The 16,933-nt window shown below is 44.6% G+C and carries 17 protein-coding genes; 8 read left to right on the top strand and 9 right to left on the bottom strand.

The genetic code is table 11. The annotated features are described in order from the left end of the window. Positions 1–20: 20 nt before the first annotated feature. The 4 genes from K7A41_RS20150 to K7A41_RS20135 all read right to left on the bottom strand — a co-directional run bounded on the left by K7A41_RS20150 (position 21) and on the right by K7A41_RS20135 (position 1,806). Positions 21–404 (bottom strand): VOC family protein, encoded by a 384-nt coding sequence (locus tag K7A41_RS20150; RefSeq protein WP_265715190.1) that lies wholly within the window; start codon positions 402–404, stop codon positions 21–23. A gap of 11 nt (positions 405–415) precedes the next feature. Continuing rightward, positions 416–865, bottom strand: coding sequence for an SRPBCC family protein (locus K7A41_RS20145; protein WP_265715189.1), 450 nt, complete (start codon positions 863–865; stop codon positions 416–418). An 87-nt stretch (positions 866–952) separates the two neighbouring features. Next, positions 953–1,363 (bottom strand): DoxX family protein, encoded by a 411-nt coding sequence (locus K7A41_RS20140; protein WP_265715188.1) that lies wholly within the window; start codon positions 1,361–1,363, stop codon positions 953–955. 20 nt (positions 1,364–1,383) lie between these two features. Continuing rightward, on the bottom strand, positions 1,384–1,806 hold the full coding sequence (locus tag K7A41_RS20135) for an SRPBCC family protein (protein ID WP_265715187.1): 423 nt from the start codon (positions 1,804–1,806) through the stop codon (positions 1,384–1,386). 137 nt (positions 1,807–1,943) lie between these two features. Between K7A41_RS20135 and K7A41_RS20130 the strand changes: the two genes are divergently transcribed. Then, on the top strand, positions 1,944–2,921 hold the full coding sequence (locus K7A41_RS20130; protein ID WP_265715186.1) for a GlxA family transcriptional regulator: 978 nt from the start codon (positions 1,944–1,946) through the stop codon (positions 2,919–2,921). A gap of 37 nt (positions 2,922–2,958) precedes the next feature. Here K7A41_RS20130 and K7A41_RS20125 read toward each other — a convergent pair whose 3' ends face one another. Then, positions 2,959–4,716 (bottom strand): DUF885 domain-containing protein, encoded by a 1,758-nt coding sequence (locus K7A41_RS20125; RefSeq protein WP_265715184.1) that lies wholly within the window; start codon positions 4,714–4,716, stop codon positions 2,959–2,961. Positions 4,717–5,003: 287 nt separating this feature from the next. On the opposite strand from K7A41_RS20125, the gene K7A41_RS20120 reads away from it, so the two are divergent. Genes K7A41_RS20120 through K7A41_RS20110 form a run of 3 tightly spaced genes read left to right on the top strand, consistent with a single transcriptional unit; the run spans position 5,004 to position 7,153 of the window. Continuing rightward, complete coding sequence (locus tag K7A41_RS20120) at positions 5,004–5,477, top strand: carboxymuconolactone decarboxylase family protein (RefSeq protein WP_265715183.1); 474 nt, start codon at positions 5,004–5,006, stop codon at positions 5,475–5,477. Between the two features lie 33 nt (positions 5,478–5,510). Continuing rightward, positions 5,511–5,849, top strand: coding sequence for a YciI family protein (locus K7A41_RS20115; RefSeq protein ID WP_265715182.1), 339 nt, complete (start codon positions 5,511–5,513; stop codon positions 5,847–5,849). Between the two features lie 50 nt (positions 5,850–5,899). After that, on the top strand, positions 5,900–7,153 hold the full coding sequence (locus tag K7A41_RS20110) for an RNA polymerase sigma factor (RefSeq protein WP_265715181.1): 1,254 nt from the start codon (positions 5,900–5,902) through the stop codon (positions 7,151–7,153). A 5-nt stretch (positions 7,154–7,158) separates the two neighbouring features. Here the strand turns inward: K7A41_RS20110 and K7A41_RS20105 are convergent, their stop codons facing one another. Next, positions 7,159–7,566 carry a hypothetical protein gene (locus K7A41_RS20105; protein ID WP_265715180.1) on the bottom strand — a complete coding sequence of 136 codons (408 nt, stop codon included), beginning with the start codon at positions 7,564–7,566 and terminating at the stop codon, positions 7,159–7,161. Between the two features lie 127 nt (positions 7,567–7,693). After that, positions 7,694–8,227 (bottom strand): hypothetical protein, encoded by a 534-nt coding sequence (locus K7A41_RS20100; protein ID WP_265715178.1) that lies wholly within the window; start codon positions 8,225–8,227, stop codon positions 7,694–7,696. A 159-nt stretch (positions 8,228–8,386) separates the two neighbouring features. On the opposite strand from K7A41_RS20100, the gene K7A41_RS20095 reads away from it, so the two are divergent. Next, positions 8,387–9,205, top strand: coding sequence for a hypothetical protein (locus K7A41_RS20095; RefSeq protein WP_265715177.1), 819 nt, complete (start codon positions 8,387–8,389; stop codon positions 9,203–9,205). 231 nt (positions 9,206–9,436) lie between these two features. Further along, a complete protein-coding gene (locus K7A41_RS20090) occupies positions 9,437–10,003 on the top strand; it encodes an AAA family ATPase (protein ID WP_028069910.1) in 567 nt (188 codons plus the stop codon). A gap of 73 nt (positions 10,004–10,076) precedes the next feature. On the opposite strand, the gene K7A41_RS20085 is transcribed toward K7A41_RS20090, so the two are convergent. After that, complete coding sequence (locus tag K7A41_RS20085; protein WP_265715175.1) at positions 10,077–10,796, bottom strand: outer membrane beta-barrel protein; 720 nt, start codon at positions 10,794–10,796, stop codon at positions 10,077–10,079. A 507-nt stretch (positions 10,797–11,303) separates the two neighbouring features. Between K7A41_RS20085 and K7A41_RS20080 the strand changes: the two genes are divergently transcribed. Continuing rightward, positions 11,304–11,621 carry a hypothetical protein gene (locus K7A41_RS20080; RefSeq protein ID WP_265715174.1) on the top strand — a complete coding sequence of 106 codons (318 nt, stop codon included), beginning with the start codon at positions 11,304–11,306 and terminating at the stop codon, positions 11,619–11,621. 89 nt (positions 11,622–11,710) lie between these two features. Then, on the top strand, positions 11,711–12,586 hold the full coding sequence (locus K7A41_RS20075) for a pirin family protein (protein ID WP_322784043.1): 876 nt from the start codon (positions 11,711–11,713) through the stop codon (positions 12,584–12,586). 129 nt (positions 12,587–12,715) lie between these two features. Here the strand turns inward: K7A41_RS20075 and K7A41_RS20070 are convergent, their stop codons facing one another. Continuing rightward, positions 12,716–16,582, bottom strand: coding sequence for a TIM-barrel domain-containing protein (locus K7A41_RS20070; RefSeq protein WP_265715173.1), 3,867 nt, complete (start codon positions 16,580–16,582; stop codon positions 12,716–12,718). Positions 16,583–16,933: the final 351 nt, after the last annotated feature.

Raw genomic sequence — 16,933 nt, 5'->3', positions numbered from 1 at the left:
TTGATTCACAGCGGAGCAATTTATATGCTCAGTATCCATCGTACATCAAAAGGATCGACCACCTCCAGCAATCTGTCATGCAATTTGTCAGCCGACGGCGGCCGTTCAGGTCGTGCCAGTTTTGCCATCAGCATTCTGCGGCCGGCAGCGTCCGGACAGGTCAAAAACACAGAAACATAGTTCCCTATTTTTCTTCCCTCGTCATGCACAAGATCCGACCCATAGATAATCACCCCGGGGGCAATCAGAGAGGCACTTACCACTGGAACTTCTGAATTCCCGTCCACAGTCTGTCCAAACATGTGGAATTCTAAGGTGCCACCGAAACATGTTTGATAAAACGTAAGTGCCTTTCTGCAATTGCCCGAAAATGTGATAAACACCCCACTTTTTAACCCTTCCATGGCTGGTTGAACTATGCGTCTGGTATTACGGGCTCCACGAGCTTTTTCATCTTTTCCAAAGACTCCTGCCAGCCTAGATAACACATCTCCGCAGGAATAACCTCGGGAATACCAGTTTGTTCAATTTGCAGCTCCGTGCCGCAGGACACTGCCCGCAACGAAACTGTTGTGGTCATTTCTCCCGGCAGGTTGGGATCGTCAAACCGGTCCACATATTTAATCAGGGTATGGGGCGTAATTTCCAGGTATTCGCCACCAAATGAATGACCGTTTCCGGTACCGAAATTGATAAAGGTCATCTTGAAACTTCCACCAACTTTAAAGTCCATCTGTTGCACAGTACAGACAAAACCGTAGGGTGGCAGCCAGGAAGCGTAGGCCGCTGAATCCGAGAATGCATGGAAGATTTTTTCAGGGCTAGCCTGAATAATCCGATGTAAAGAAACACGATTTGTTTTCATTTTTAATATAGTTTTATAAGTAAATTGCTATTCGCATGCGTTATGGCGAGCTATCCGCTCTGTAGGCAAGCTTTCCCGCCGCATGTATTAGGACAACGTCGACGCCGCACCGCCAAGTGACAATTGGCCCGAACGGCTAATCTTGCCCCTATAGAGATACGATAACATCAGAATACCCAATACGATAAGTGGCATCAGCATATAGGCGATATTCTTGTCTACACAGGCGTGGCTAATAAAGGCAAAGATCAGATTGAAGGTCAACCCGGCATATGCCCATTCCCTAAGTTTAGCCGGAAACTTAGGCATGGCTATAGCAATGACGCCCAAGACTTTGCAAATAATTAATGTATACGCAAAATAATCAGGATACCCCAATGGTTTTGTACCCATATTGACATATTGCGGCGCAAACAATAAGGTGCTCAAGGGCATAACGCCTTCCCAGAGGATAATAAATACTGTCGCAGCCCAAAAAATAATTCTATTCTTTTTCATGACTTCAGCTTTTTATGTTGTTAATTTTTTGATTCTACATGTTTAACAAAGTTATCGAGTATAGCCTGCCAGCCCTGTTTCTGAAACTCAGGATTATTGGTTTCTTCCGCATCAAAGACAGTGGTCATGACTGTTCTTCCATCATTGGGGGAAAAAATTGTGCTAACCCTCCTGCCATCGGCCATGATGTAGGCAATCTCCTGATACAGCTCCACCTTGTCATAGGTGCCTTCAAAATCAAATCCGAAACTACCGTCTCTCGCTTCCATACGATTTTTGAATGTCCCGTTTACCCGGAGGTCATTCTGGCTGCTCGGACAATGCCAGCTCGGATCCGCCACATTCCACTGCATAATATCGGCCGGAGTATTCCACTGTTGCCATACTTTTTCTACCGGTGCGTTTACCGTTGCTTCAACCTTAATTTTTGTTTGTCTTTTCATGAGTTTATGTATTTGTTTATAATGATATAGCAAAGATGCAAAGGAATTGCACAGCGCGTAAGGCGTAAAACCGACAACTTTAGGGGTGGATTACGACAAAAACAATTTGTACCTTTACGTTATAAACTTAATAAGATATGCAGATCTCTGTCTTTGTTCCACAATATGGTACTATTGAAGGCATTACGCCCGCATTTAGAACGTTCCATACCGCCAATGAATTTCTGACAGCATTTGGCAAGAAGCCTATATTTCGGGTGGAATATGTGGGTCTGAGTGACTATGTCCCAGCAAATAGTGGTGAATATACCATCCGAACGCACCGGCTGCTTCAGGACGTTATCCAGACTGACCTGCTCATTATACCGCCTACTTTCGGGGACATCGATAATGGCATCCGGGACAACGCCGATGCAATACCGTATTTTAAAAAATTGCACGCTAAAGGCACACGCCTGGCCAGTCTGTGCGTAGGGGCGTTTCTATTGGCCGAAACAGGACTGCTGGACGGAAAAAAATGCTCCACACACTGGGCCTATATCAGTGAATTCAAGGAAAAATACCCCGCCATTGAAATCGAAGATGGGGCCGTGATTACGGAGAACGACAATATCTACAGCAGTGGTGGTGCCAGCAGCTTATGGAACCTGATTCTCTATCTGGTTGAAAAGTTTTCTGATCGGGAGACCGCAGTAATGATAGCGAAGTATTTTGCACTCGATATCAGTCGCGACAGCCAATCCCAATTTGCCATATTCAGAGGACAGCGGAACCATGACGATGCGGACATCCAAAAAGCCCAGGACTTTATTGAACAGAAATATGAGGAAAAAATCACAGTGGAAGACCTTGCCAATCTAGTCAACATCGGCCGTCGTACTTTTGAGCGACGATTTAAAGAAGCGACCAACAATACGCCGGTCGAATATATCCAGCGCGTCCGTATAGAAGCCGCAAAGAAATTTTTCGAAGCTTCGCGGAAAAATGTATCCCAGGTCATGTATGATGTGGGATATACCGATACAAAAGCGTTTCGCGATATCTTTAAAAAGATAACTGGCCTTACTCCGATCGAGTACCGCAATAAATTTGCAAAAGTTGCCGAAGCTTCATAGCACAGACGCCTCTGTATCGGATATCTGCAATCTTCGCTTACTTTGCCAGCATCATCTCGCGAATATATTTTACTGGTGAATTACCGAAGCTTAAAAATTTCTCATTGAAGGCCTTCAAATTAAACTGTGCCCCTTCCTCTTTTTTTACGGCTTCGCGTAGGTCATAAATTTCTTTGTAGCCCGTAAAATAGGAAGTTAACTGCACACTGCTCACTGACACTCTTTTCCACTTGCCTGCTGCTTCGGCCTGCTGTTGAAAAGCCTCGTCCACCAGAAGATGCATAGCTTCCTTCTCGCTCATGTTTTTCACGTGCACACTGTAATCCAGTATAGCATTACATACGGTACGAAGATGCCACTTATACCACATCAGCCACATCTCAGGCGCATGGTCACCGTAACCATTCTCCAGCATCATTTGTTCGGTATACACAGCCCAGCCTTCGATCATTGCTCCGTTACCGAGCACGCTTTTGATGAGACTCGGCGACTGATTGGCATACACCAGCTGCGTATAGTGCCCCGGAATAGCTTCGTGGATATTCAATATCTGTAAAATGTAGTGGTTATACTCCCGTAGATAGCTTTCAGAAGCCGCTTTGGTCCAACCGTTCAGGCTACCTACATTGTAATAGGTATTTCCCCCTTTATCGTAGGGACCGGGTGCACTGATGGATGCTCCTGCAACCCCGGCCATATAAGCAGGCTCCTTGCGCACAATCAATGGTTTGCTATCATCGATATAGAGAAGATCTTTCTTTTTCACAAACTCCACCAGTTTCGGTATCTGCGCTTCAATTGCTGCCTGAAAATCTTCAGCTTTCACATGGTTGACAGATAGGTTATCGATCATCTTACGGATCAGTCCGAGGCTATCCGCCGGCTGAGCAGCAGGCCCAAAATATTTAGGCCATAGCTCTTTGCTAATTTTGTACATCTCGGTGTGGAGATAGCTTTTGCGCGCCACGGCGGCATCGTAAATCTGCGCTGCTGTAGAACCGGACTGAATGTCAAATTTGAACTTTTGTTCATAAAGTTCCTGCCCTAACCTAAAACTTCTTGGGGCAGGATTCGGAGTTTCTTTAAGAAAGGTTACAAAACCTCTTATCGCATTCATGGCGCTGTCTGCTGCTGTCTGCAAATTCGATTTCTCGGTGGCCGAAAGATTTGACTTTTGCAGGGAATCTGGTAGATCAGCTTCAAATACCGATAATCCTCCCAGATTCTGCTGTATCGCCAGATCCGTCAGCTCCTGCGCAGGAGCTTTGATCTGCTGCTGTGCGGCCCGATAATAAGCTGGGATCTGAACAATGCGCTGATGAATAGCCCGAAGGCGCTGGTCTAAGGGCGCATAATTCTCAGCCAGCATAAAGGCGATGGTTCCGCTAACGTTGTAGGAAGAAGGGTTCCACTCATGCGAACGCTCCTTTTCTATTGCCCACACTGTTGATTCAAGATAATTCTGCATCAAATGGTAATCCGTCTGCTGCGAAAGATTGAGATCGTTCAGGTCAAAGCTGCTGAGACTGTCCAGATGACGCTTTGAAAAAGCTAAACGCTGTTCCCTGCTGCGCGAATCGGGGATGGTCAATAGGGAGTCATAACGATGGAATCCAACCTGTGTCGCCCATTCGGGGTTCTCCCGCCAGAGCTGCTCTATAAAGCGGTCTTCGTATGCCTTAAATTCTGCATTTGCCACAGTATCCGCCTGCGCCTGCTTTTTGTTGCTGCCCGCGCCACAGGAAGCCAAAAAAACAAGGCCTAAGATGAAAAGTATCAATGTTGTTAGTTTCATTGGAGTAATTTGAATAAAAATAACATATTGCCAGCGATTTCCAGCAAAATTTTGCTAACCTTTTCCGGCTAATCAAAGCTGTTCGAAATGGACCGACTATACTTCTGCCCCATCTCCACGGCCCCCTATCCCGTAATAAACGGATTATTTAAAAAAGACAACAACACAACTCATTAAACAACAGATAGTTATACATAAATTAAAAAATATTAAACGCTTCCTGTCCAATTTCTTTAACTTCAATCATTATTGTAGTGTAAATCAGTTACACTTAAAACAATAATAAAATGAAACAACGAATTAATTTTTTCGCCAAGGGACAAAATGCCATGAAGGCTATGTATGGATTGGGTGTCTACCTCAGTAATTGTACAATTGAGCAGGAACTGCTGCACCTCGTTTATTTTCGGGTATCACAGATCAATGGCTGCGCGTATTGTCTGGATATGCATTCCAAAGATCTGCTTGCCACTGGAGAAAATCCACAGCGCTTATTCCTATTGGATGCCTGGCGGGAGGCTCCATTGTATACTGCACGGGAGTGCGCTGCGCTAGAATGGGCGGAGGCCGTGACGAAAATCGCCAACGGCGACGTCCCCGACGACGTGTATGCCAAGGCGAGCAGTGAGTTTTCGGAAGCAGAATTGGTCGATCTGACCTTGGCTGTAACCACTATCAATACGTACAATCGGTTTAATATTTCTTTCCGTACCGAAGCCGGCGGCTACAAAGTTGGTCAGCATAAGGTGCAAGCAACGTAAGGATAACATATATTCAATAGATAAATCAATAGCATGAAAGATTTCATCTTATTATTTCGCCAGGCTGGCAGCGAGCAGCCGCGGCTAACTGAACAGGAAATAGGTGCCATAAACAAAAAATGGCAGGACTGGATCAGTGGTATCGAGGCACAGGGGAAATTGTCCAGCCATGGCTCCCGCCTGGTGTCCACAGGAAAAGTCCTAAAACCCGGCGGTGTGATTACCGACGGCCCATTTGTTGAAATCCGGGAAAGACTCGGTGGATTTATCATCGTTTCGGCCGAGAATCTGGAAGAGGCCACCACACTGGCACATGGTTGTCCTATACTGGAATCCAGTGGAAGTGTGGAAATCCGGGAACTTCTCCTGTAACACCTATTATTCCGGCAGCTGCTTAATCGCAGCTGCCTTGATATATTATTATGGAATCCAATTTTCTAAAACAACTTTTTCAGCAGGAGTTTTCCAAAATAGTAGCCGTCATATCCAAAGGCTTTGGTCTTCAGTACATTGAAGTGGCAGAAGACATTGTCAGTGAAACTTTCTTGCTGGCAACGGAAACATGGCAGACCAATGGCCTGCCACCGAACCCCACGGCATGGCTATATACCGTGGCCAAACGCAAGACGTTAAGCCACTTCAGGCGGATCAAAATTTTTGAGGAGAAAGTGATGCCTCATCTGCATCAGGAGCAACAAATGGTAGCTTCGAATCCCGAATTTAACTTTTCCCGGGAGAACATCGAAGATAGTCAGCTCAAGATGCTCTTTGCCATCTGTACCCCCGCCATCGCGAGCGAAGCTCAGATCGGACTGGCATTGCGCATACTCTGTGGATTTGGTATTGATGAAATTGCCGAGGCTTTTCTCTCCAACAAAGAAACAATTAATAAGAGGCTCTTTAGAGCGAAAGAGAAATTACGTACTGAAAAGGTCGATCTGCTTTTACCCCCTGAAAACGAAATTGTCAAGCGCCTGGACAACGTATTGCACGTGATTTACCTGCTATTCAATGAAGGCTATTATTCAAAAACACAAAATCAGATTTTAAGGAAAGATCTGTGTATTGAAGCACTGCGACTAGCCCTGATGTTAGCAAGATACGAAAAAACAAATGTCCCGAAAACCAATGCTCTCATCGCCCTCATGTGTTTTCACTCTTCGCGTTTTGATGCCCGCCACAGCAGCGACGGTGAGTTTGTGCTGTATGAACAGCAGAATGAAAACCTCTGGAATCGGGACCTGATCCACCAGGGCATTTATTTTTTAAACAACGCTGCAGCTGGTAATGAACTGACATCCTACCATATTGAGGCCAAAATTGCACAATGCCATTGTACGAAAGCGGATACCCCTGAAAAATGGAAGGAGATCCTTCAGCTTTACGATCGCTTGCTCAGAGTCAATTACTCTTCTGCCACCCTACTCAACAGGATCTTTGCGCTATACAAAGCAAAAAGTGCTCAAACAGCCCTACTGGAAGCGACGAACCTGGATCTCGTAGACAACCATTTTTATTTTGTCCTGCTGGGTGAACTTTATAAAGATATTGACCGCGAAAAATCAATCGCGAATTTTCAGCGTGCCAGAACATTGACCAAAAATCCACTGGAACAGGAAACGATCCAACGTAAGATTGATGCACTCTGCAATTCGCGATTGTCCGATGGAGGATAGCACGGCTAAACTGCTTTCCTGGACTCCTCCCAGGAGCGCATAAACAATTCGTAAAGCGCTGTAGCATCGACATCGACCATTGAGGACGAATACATGATATGCAACTGCTGTGATGGTTCATCAAAGGCCATCTTCCATAGCATTGACGACAGCCGGCTTCTGTATGAAGCGGCATTTATCACCGACACGACAACCAGTGTATCGCCTCCGACTTTTTGTAATTGAATGGACGTGACATCGTCCCAATTCCCTACACCAAAAGCTTTCGCCAGCGGTGTAGTTTTACCCTGAAAATTATGGCGATTGAACACGATCTGAGCGGAAGTATCTTTTAGACTAATTAGGCTATTGATCAATAAGGTCAGCATGACGATACATGCTCCTCCCGCAAAAATAGCGGGTTTTATTTTCAATATGCCGTCAAAAATACCGAGACCATACAATAAAACGAAGAAAAGAGCGATACATACTGCACCCGACGTCTATAAAAGCTTTTTTGTTTTGCTTTTATTGCGGAACAACTTAATCTCATTTCCCATTTTAGTTTCCCCATGTCACATTGAGATGATGTTTTTCGGCATACGCTTTCCCCAAAGTATATACCTGTTCAAAAGCCCGGTCAACTTCGGGCATATATGTTGTGCTGATTTTCTGCAACAGCGCTTTCTTCTCTGCATCAGGGCCCTTTGTATCACACAATTTTGCATAGGCTGCATATTCGTTTTTATAGATAGGCAGTACTTTTTCAAACAGGGCAACGGACTGCGCCTGAAGTGCTTTTGCATCCTCATCTGATACTTGAAGTGCTTTGATATCTTTTATGGCTTTCTCGACGGTCTGAATTTTAATATCGACCGACTTCTGCGCTTCATCGCCCTGCTTTTTAGTCGACGGCATATCCGCAAATTCAACAGTCTCCTGCTCCAGGCGTTTACCATAACGTTCGGGAGCAAAATCAGCTATCAGGTTGGTATTTAGAACAACTTTGCCGAAAAAATTTTCAGGACTTGGAGATTGACAAGCCGTAAAAGCTAAACTTGCTGATAGTGCAAGAAGAAATAGGAAGTGCTTCATATTTAAATATTAATTTGTTCGAAACTACCGAATAAAACTTACACGCACAAGTCAGTTCTTTCGAAGCAGCCGGTGATAATAGGATTGCACTTGCCTAAGATGTTAATTTTTAATATTTTAGCAGACACATATAAAACAACAGATTAAAAACCGTTAATTATGGGCTATGACGTTAGTTACCATCCAATATCCGAGCAACAAATCAACGCCTGGTATTTTGAGGCAATCGAGCATCCCGAAAAAGTAGAGGAACTTGCAGTAGCCAATAATCTGGAAGAATTCTACAAAACAAAATACCAGGACACGATAAATGCTGGCCGGGAAACAGACCAGAGTGACTATTTCGATAAAACACATGGCTTTTTTATTGCTGTTGTTCAAGGTTTTTTTGAAACCTATTTTTATATCCGTGGCGCTGCACTATCCTTCTCAGGAAACAAACAGTTAGACGTCTATTACAAAAAGTGGGAACAGTTCGTTCCTCAGCATATGCTGACCGGGAAGGTACGGAACCGGCTCATCGAAAATTATTGTTCGGGCGTATTTATTCCTGCCGAGCAGGTAGCACAGCTGCTCGTAGATTATGACTGTAGGCCTTCGGTCCGTTCAGAACTGGACCATATATTTTCAGAGGGACGTATTGCTATTTTTCTGAAAGCACTACATTATGCGAAAGAACGCGGGCTAGGCCTCCTGGAGGCTACAGAAGTCGTTGAACCTCAGCCTTTGGATTTAAATGAATCCAAAAGCTATTCCAATCTCTCCAACTGTGATCAACAGGGACCATTGCTGTATCAGCAAATGGCCTTCATACAGATCGGCGATATTGAACAGCGCAATAACACTTCTGGACAGGACATCCTACAAAACGTGAAAATTGAAAAGGTGCAGGTACAACCCGCTCATATGACAACTGCCGAGAACACCGAGACGCGCAAATATAAAGGAAAAGGCTTCTGGAAACGCTTGTTCGGCTGATTGAATAACAAAGAGATCCCATCGGCTCATATCGTCTTGACGTGCTGCACAATAATCCGTATCTTTGATGCAGACCATCTCCAGGATGGTATCTCTATCCAAACTGGCAATTAAAGCTCCATAGTGTTGTTCTATACACAATAACCTCTCCTTTAAAAGCAGCTCCACCAATTTCGCAAGGCTAGTATAGCACAGCAAAAGGGCCCGTAAATTCAAATCAACTTTAATATCATGAAACAGACTGCTAATTTTATCGTCCTCACGGGAGGACCTGGTGTAGGCAAGACCGCCGTATGGACTGCCTTACAACGGAAGGGCTTCGGAACTGTCGCCGAAGAAGCACGCCGTATCATTAAACAACAAATAGAAACCAATGGCGATGGACTGCCTTGGAAAAACAAACAACGCTATGCGACTCTGATGCTCGAAGCATCCTTTGAAAGCTATCGCTGTGAATTAAACAAGGATAGCAGCGGCTCACCGCATATCTTCTTTGATCGTGGCATTCCGGACACACTGGCCTATATCGAGATGGAAAACCTTATTTTTGAAAAAAGTATGCTTGAACAGGCCAAAAGCCTACGTTACCATCAAAAAGTATTTATTTTCCCTCCTTGGCGTGAAATTTACGCAACAGACAATGAACGGAAGCAGACCTGGGCGGAAGCCGAAGCTACATTCTGCTTCATGAGCGATATTTATAAGCAGCTCGGGTATCAAATGTTAGAGATGCCAAAAACATCGATCGAGCGGCGCTGTCAGTTTATACTTCAGCATCTAAATGAGCCCCGTTATTAACTGAGGCTTCTGCTTCCTTTTCACACGGATATCTAACATAAGCTGCCATACAGCTCCCTCGATGGACGACTGCCTATTCGGCTCTATCGACCGGTCTTAGGAGCTGATATTGTAGACCTAAGCGGAATACATTGAGACGCGCTGGCCCGAAGTCCCCTCCGATAAGCCCACTTCGATAATCCATAAGCCCCCACGAATAACTAGCAAAGACCGTATAACGGTCATAGTTTACATTGAACTGCAGCCGTGGCCGAATATCGAGTTCGATTATCTTACCTCTATCTCTATCAAACTGGGTTTTATTTCCCTGTTTGTCTTCGATACTGCCGTTTTCCTTCATACTGAGTGTCTTGGCAAGGTCAACGCCAAGCTGCATATCCATTGACATGGGTTCGAAAAAAACACGATAGCCAACAAAAGGATTGAAATTCAGAAACTGCTGGTTGAGCTTGGTCAGCCCACGGCTGCCGTTCGCAAACTCGTTACCCTCCAGATCCACTTTGGTCTGCAAGCGCTCGAAAGCAGCTTCAGCTCCCAAAATAACGTTAGTGGCAAAAACATAACGGTAGTTGACTGCCCCACCAAGATTAATTCCATATTTTTTGCCATAAGGATTATTGGTATAATACTCTTGTTGACTGGAACCATTCAATGCACTCTTTCCGACACTGCTCGATCCGGTGAAGTTGGAAATGCCTGAAGTGATACCCACACGCAGCTCATGAGTTTGCGAAAATGCCAGAAACGGAACGATAACGGCTGAACATGTTGTAAGTAAAAATCTCTTTATCATAAATAATTTAAAAAATGGAACAATTTAGCGGATCAGCACAATTTTATTTGTTTCTAAAATTAGTAAATTTTAGCCGATTGAATCTGACATTCCATTAATTTATTTCGATACTGGATAAACGCATAAGTAAATTAATCTGTATTCCTGCGATTTCTTGAACTACATCAATGAAATTGAGGCTATTGAATTCTAATTTTGTTCTGTCAACATTAAAATAACGAGCAGATCGTATGAAATATATTCTAGAAAATCCGGCACCCTCACCACCTTAGGCAGGTACATCGATAAGAAAGGGCTGTCCATTGGAGACCTGGGCGTTGCGGCCAATATGTAATTACGTATTGAGAAAGAACAGGTTGTAAGCTACTTTGAAAGGGAGATATTTTTTGACCAACCTATACCGAAGGAGCTACAACAACACCTGCAACAAGTCCCTGAAGAATGCCCGGTCTCCAAGATATAAAGGTTAACGCAGTTGTGAATACCAACATTAAAAATAGGTTGTTAATGAAGAACTTGAACATCGTTGTATTTGGAAAAAATGAAGTTATTCTGAATACTTTAAAACGGCTCATTGAGAGCAATACAGGCTGGAAAGCCATCATCCAGCAGGATATTGCTTCCTGTAAAACCTATCTGTCGAGTAACACAGTCGATATACTGCTGTTGAGCTCAGGACTCTCCTCGCTGGAAGAACAGGCGATAACGGCGCATTTATCAGTTCTAGACTACAGTATCGGTCTGATACATCATTATGGTGGTGGAAGCGGCCTTCTGAAAAATGAAATCTACAGTCTATTTCCCAGCTTGGTTTCACGCCAATAAAGCTTACGTGAACGCAGCAGCATCGTACAGTTATCTAGGATACCCTTAATGAATATTATAACAACACAATTTAAAACAACAGTAAGCACATGAACAGGAATCAATTTATAAAAAAAGGAATTTTAGGTTCCGGAATCTTTACAACAGCTTCGTCAGGTAAACTGTTGCAAAATGATATTGATGAAATCGCACCCTTGGAAGGGCTGGAAGCAAATGATATGGGGGGTAACAACGACAAACTTGAAAATCATAGCGTACTGCATAGCGCATCCAGCCGCGGATATGCCGATCATGGCTGGCTGCAGAGCAACCATACCTTCAGCTTTGCCAATTACCATAATCCGGAGCGCATGCATTTCGGCGTACTGCGCGTCCTGAATGATGATATCGTCGCTGGGGGACGCGGATTTGGCTTGCATCCACATGATAACATGGAAATTATCAGTATTCCTTTGGAAGGAACCCTTGTACATGAAGACAGCATGGGAAATAAGGCCATCATCCAAAAAGGAGACATTCAGGTTATGAGCGCAGGAACAGGCATCATGCATAGTGAATATAATAAAAATGCGGATCAGAACGTCAAATTTTTGCAGATCTGGGTATACCCCAACCAACGTAATGTGACTCCCCGATACGATCAGATAACACTTGACAGTACCCAGAGACAGAATAAATTTCAGCAGGTCCTCTCGCCGGATCCGGGAGACGAAGGGGTATGGATTCATCAAGATGCATGGTTTCATCTAGGGCGTTTTGAGCGCGATATTGAGACGAATTATACACTCAAGCAGGAAGGAAACGGTATCTACATCTTTGTCATCAATGGCAGCGTCACTGTAGAAGGGCAGGAGCTTCAAACGCGGGACGGTTTTGGAATCTGGAACACTGCTGAGATCAAATTAAAAGCAACATCAGCCGACACCGAAATTTTGTTGATGGACGTTAGCATGGCGCTCCGTTGATGTGAATACATAGTGTCGTGGCACCAGAACCATATACAGCTGCCAATCCAAATGCGCAGCTGACTCAATGCACGGAAGCAGTAAGGGAAAATTTGACAAGTTCCCCCTTACTGCATTACCTATTCACATTTAAAAACTGACCGAATTAAGCTTTTTGTCAACCAGGATACCGTCAATGGCTTTCGGATGAAAGCGGCAGTCCCGTTTCGCTTTTAATTTAATTTTAAATAGCATTTCAGAGCCGCTTAATGTTTCTTTATTTCCAAGATTCACAAAGGTAGGATAAAGCGCCTTGCTGCCATTCGTATGCAGGCGATCGTTTGTGTAATTGCTCATTCCCTTTATGTTCAAGGATTCGATACCAACAAAATCAAAATCGCCTTGATGATACGGCAGCGCGAAACTCAGTGCATTGACCGCTTTCAGATTGTGGCCACTGACGGTTATCTCCATTATATCGCCCTGTTTGAGCGAGGTGTTCGAAACGGCGAGGCTAAGCTTGCCTGTGACTTTTTCTTCTTTGGCCGGTTTGGCGCCGCCTTCAATCCGTACAGCGACATTCGAAATGTCGTAAGCATCGATCAAATTGTTTTTATTGACATCCCCATTGCTCACATAACCTTCAAAATCGCCATCTCCTAAACGCAGTCCAGTATAGTTAATATAGGATGTCAGGTCATTCTGATCGATCAAACGATCATTATTGATATCACCAGGTAAGTAGCTTGTCGAACCGGGCAGCTTAAATACATAGAGTTCCCGTCCCGACCCAAAACCGCCGACAGCTTCCGTGACAACGATTTTAACAAACCGGGTTACCGGATGCTGAGTGAACCCGAAACGCTTCATTTCAGCATCACGCTTCCAGTCGAAGCTGCCGGCTTCGATCCAGGTTGCCTTGTCATTACTGTAATAAACTTTACCTTTCAGAAGGATACCGTTACCACCGTCGGTACGCGGCAGATATTCGAATTTATCTAAGTGGTTGACGGACTGCAGATCCAGAATCATATCAAATGGTACCGCCGTCTGCCCCCATTTGGTATGCCACATGTCACCTTCATCATAGTTAAATAACTTCTGGATACCATTTCCGCTCTGGTTGTCCACAGAAGTTTCAGCTTGGATACCCTCAATGGCAAACTCCAGCGGGTTTGCTTTAGTTTTCGCGGAAAACGAGCTCCAGTCAGATACGCCGGATTTGTTGACGGCCCGAATTTTAAACGTATAATCCGTTTCAGCTTCCAGGCCTTCAAAGAGTAGCTGTTCGTCTTTGATTGTCGAATAAATCAGTTCATTGAACGCGACTTCATAGTAGTCTGCATTCGCTACCTTCTCCCAGGTCGGAGTCAATGCATAAGCCTGTCTATTTTGGTCGGTCACCTGTGCCTTAGGAGCCTCGACTGCACCCGCTTTTGACAAGTAGCGACTATCGGGCGCAAACTTGAATCCATCCACCTGCACCTCGATGGTCGTCGCCGTAATGTCCTGCTTGCCGATCCGCACGCGCAGCATCGGATTTTTTATCAATTTGACATTTTCAAACTCGGAGCCTTTACTAGCGAACTGGTTTAGGTCGGGTGCTGCATCATAGAAGTAAACGTTCTCAGTACGCTCTAATTCATCTAATGTATGGACTTCGTGTAGTTTGACGGATTTGTTATTTATTTTTGCCAGCACTTTTTTAGGTACTTCGGTCACATTGAAACGAATTTCTGTCGATTTCATTTTCTCAAAACCATCGAAATCACCTTGTGAAGCCGTAATGCGCAACAACGCTTTATTGCCCTTTACGATGGATGTGATTTGTGTATTCATGCCTTTGCCGTAACGATAAGCTTCTGTCTTGCCGTCATCGTCGTACTCCGTGAAGCTCGAATTCCCATGAGGGTACACCTCATAGATTCGCTGATCCGTTCGGATTTCCTGCACATTGTTGTTGGGATCAGTGACAGGGATGATGGCACCATTTTTCACGAAAACAGGAAGTTTCCAGATCGGAGCGTCAAAATTATTGATGATCTGCCCACCCCTGTATTTTTCACCGGTGAAATAATCAACCCATTCTCCGTCCGGTAGGTAAATACCATTGCGGATGTCGTTTCCTTTCTCATCCACCTTGGTTTCCTGATAGATCGGGGCCACTAAAAAGTTGGGGCCATACAAATATTGATATTGGGTGGACTTGCCCAGCGTATACCGGTTTGCCTGTTCCAAAAACATCGCACGAATCATGGGTAGACCGTCTACTGCTTGTTTTGCAATACTATAACTATAGGGAACCAATTGGGACTTTAGCTTTAGGTATAACCGGTTGATGGACGTCGCCGGCTCGCCGAGCGCATGTGGGTATTTTTCATTAGCTCCCCATCCGTCCATATTGAGCTCCATGGGTGTCCATGTTTTCCATTGGAAGTCCCGGATATTGACTTTAAAGTTCTTGCCTCCAAAAATACCATCCATATCCGACGTGATATTAGGTTGACCGGATAAACCCGAACCGATATAGGTCGGAATATGGAAGCGAATATACTCCCATACGCCCCCAGTTTGATCTCCCGACCAGATACCCGCATAACGTTGTGTCCCGGCCCAACCGTCCAGGGAGATTATAAACGGCCTTGCATGATTGCCATAATAGGGCATAATATGTCCCACATCGGCCACACCATTTAAACCGAAGGAATATCCCGGTCCCACCCAGGCCACGTCTGTTTTCAAGACTCTGACACCTGCGTCCCGTACTTCTTTTACGATATCGCGTTGCAGTAAGGGACTGATACTATCCTTAGGATGCAGATCCGATTGCGTCCAAAGGCCTATCTCAACGCCGTTTTGACGTGCATACTCACCAAATTTTTTGAGATTTTGAATATTACCATCCAAGGTCTGAGCCTGTCCATAACCCGCTCCATAGCCATCGTTGGGTAAAATCCACCCCAATGGCATGTCGTGTGCCTTATACCGGTCTATCACCGCACGAGCGGAAAATTGGTAGTTATTATTCTCTCCGTTCAGGGATTCTTTAACGCCCCCATTGTCCTTTTGGCTCTCTTTGTAACGTTTGCCATCTTCGAAAAGAATTCCTTTCTCATCCTCCTTCCAAAAATCGCGGTTGTAAGCGTTGAGATGTCCCTCATATAAACCAAACTTAGGGAGTAGAATAGGGTTTCCGGTCAGTTGGTAAAAATCATTCAATAAAGGCACGACACCATCGTTTACCATAAAAAAGATGTCCAGATAATCTGTATCATGCGACAAACGTACAGTCCCCTTCGTCTTTGCACCAAAAGCATAACTTCCCTTTTTGAAGGTATGCCACATGAAACCATACCCTTTCGTTGACCAGAAATATGGAGTGGGTGACGCGACACCGCCATCGGTCCAGCTATTTTGGTTCTCAATGGCAATCACCTTTCCCTTATGTGAAAAGCGCCCATTTTGTACCCCGCCACCAAAGAAATACTCGTCGTCATTTTCTTTCAGTTCAAGGATCACCTGCTTCTCCTGAAAAGCAATAGGCTTTAAACTTTCCACAACCACTTTGTTCGTCCTTAGATTCAGTACACTAAACTGCGATGTCTGCTTATCCATAGTGAACCGGATATCTTTTGTTAGGATATGGAACCTATTGCCCTCTTCACTGACCTCCAGCCCATCCACTTTCCCTCTCGGCTGGTCGACCAAGATCTTAGCCTGGGGCTTCGCCTCAGGATCCCTGATTATACCACCATGTATATCTTGAAACATCCTAAAAATGTGGTTCGCATAAAAATCCAGCGTCAGGCGCTGGTTATTTTCGTAGACGATCTCCACTGTGGTCGGATTTATTTTCTGGACAGCAATGATCATGTTCCCATTCTGCGTATATGCTACCCGGTGGGGAGTTTGATCATCGATGCTTGCGCTGAGCTTGCCCGACTGAAAAATAAAAGGAGAAGCCAATCCGACCAATAATGTGGCCTGGGCTTTAACGTTCCAAAAAGATATTTTCATCTATATGATTTATGCTATTGAATAGCCTCTATAGGTTAACATGGAATTCGTACACTTATAGAAGCTGTTAAATTAACTTAACAATAATACAACAGTAATCTGAAGTAAAAAAGCGATTGGTAAATGCAAACGATTGTCCAATAATAATGTTGCATAGGACTCGTATAAAAGCACATGTGCCTTGGGAAGTCTGCTTGGGTTAGATCCATTTTATTGGTCTGCCCTTGGGTACGCTGGGGCGGTGTACCGCTGTAAACGAAAGAAGCCCTTGACTGTTTCCAGCAAGGGCTTCCGTGTAAAAAAAGGCACCGACCTACTCTCCCACCTGTTACGGCAATACCATCGGCTCTG

The sequence above is a fragment of the Sphingobacterium sp. InxBP1 genome (assembly GCF_026191775.1).
In the GTDB taxonomy this organism is placed as follows: domain Bacteria; phylum Bacteroidota; class Bacteroidia; order Sphingobacteriales; family Sphingobacteriaceae; genus Sphingobacterium; species Sphingobacterium thalpophilum.
The sequence above is the reverse complement of the archived record's forward strand: the minus strand, read 5'-3'. Positions and strand labels throughout refer to the sequence as shown.

What these genes read in the sequence shown, in the direction of transcription:
- K7A41_RS20150 (WP_265715190.1), bottom strand. Translation starts at nt 404, where the DNA reads ATGGAAGGGTTAAAAAGTGGGGTGTTTATCACATTTTCGGGCAATTGC.
- K7A41_RS20145 (WP_265715189.1), bottom strand. Translation starts at nt 865, where the DNA reads ATGAAAACAAATCGTGTTTCTTTACATCGGATTATTCAGGCTAGCCCT.
- K7A41_RS20140 (WP_265715188.1), bottom strand. Translation starts at nt 1,363, where the DNA reads ATGAAAAAGAATAGAATTATTTTTTGGGCTGCGACAGTATTTATTATC.
- K7A41_RS20135 (WP_265715187.1), bottom strand. Translation starts at nt 1,806, where the DNA reads ATGAAAAGACAAACAAAAATTAAGGTTGAAGCAACGGTAAACGCACCG.
- K7A41_RS20130 (WP_265715186.1), top strand. Translation starts at nt 1,944, where the DNA reads ATGCAGATCTCTGTCTTTGTTCCACAATATGGTACTATTGAAGGCATT.
- K7A41_RS20125 (WP_265715184.1), bottom strand. Translation starts at nt 4,716, where the DNA reads ATGAAACTAACAACATTGATACTTTTCATCTTAGGCCTTGTTTTTTTG.
- K7A41_RS20120 (WP_265715183.1), top strand. Translation starts at nt 5,004, where the DNA reads ATGAAACAACGAATTAATTTTTTCGCCAAGGGACAAAATGCCATGAAG.
- K7A41_RS20115 (WP_265715182.1), top strand. Translation starts at nt 5,511, where the DNA reads ATGAAAGATTTCATCTTATTATTTCGCCAGGCTGGCAGCGAGCAGCCG.
- K7A41_RS20110 (WP_265715181.1), top strand. Translation starts at nt 5,900, where the DNA reads ATGGAATCCAATTTTCTAAAACAACTTTTTCAGCAGGAGTTTTCCAAA.
- K7A41_RS20100 (WP_265715178.1), bottom strand. Translation starts at nt 8,227, where the DNA reads ATGAAGCACTTCCTATTTCTTCTTGCACTATCAGCAAGTTTAGCTTTT.
- K7A41_RS20095 (WP_265715177.1), top strand. Translation starts at nt 8,387, where the DNA reads ATGGGCTATGACGTTAGTTACCATCCAATATCCGAGCAACAAATCAAC.
- K7A41_RS20090 (WP_028069910.1), top strand. Translation starts at nt 9,437, where the DNA reads ATGAAACAGACTGCTAATTTTATCGTCCTCACGGGAGGACCTGGTGTA.
- K7A41_RS20085 (WP_265715175.1), bottom strand. Translation starts at nt 10,796, where the DNA reads ATGATAAAGAGATTTTTACTTACAACATGTTCAGCCGTTATCGTTCCG.
- K7A41_RS20080 (WP_265715174.1), top strand. Translation starts at nt 11,304, where the DNA reads ATGAAGAACTTGAACATCGTTGTATTTGGAAAAAATGAAGTTATTCTG.
- K7A41_RS20075 (WP_322784043.1), top strand. Translation starts at nt 11,711, where the DNA reads ATGAACAGGAATCAATTTATAAAAAAAGGAATTTTAGGTTCCGGAATC.
- K7A41_RS20070 (WP_265715173.1), bottom strand. Translation starts at nt 16,582, where the DNA reads ATGAAAATATCTTTTTGGAACGTTAAAGCCCAGGCCACATTATTGGTC.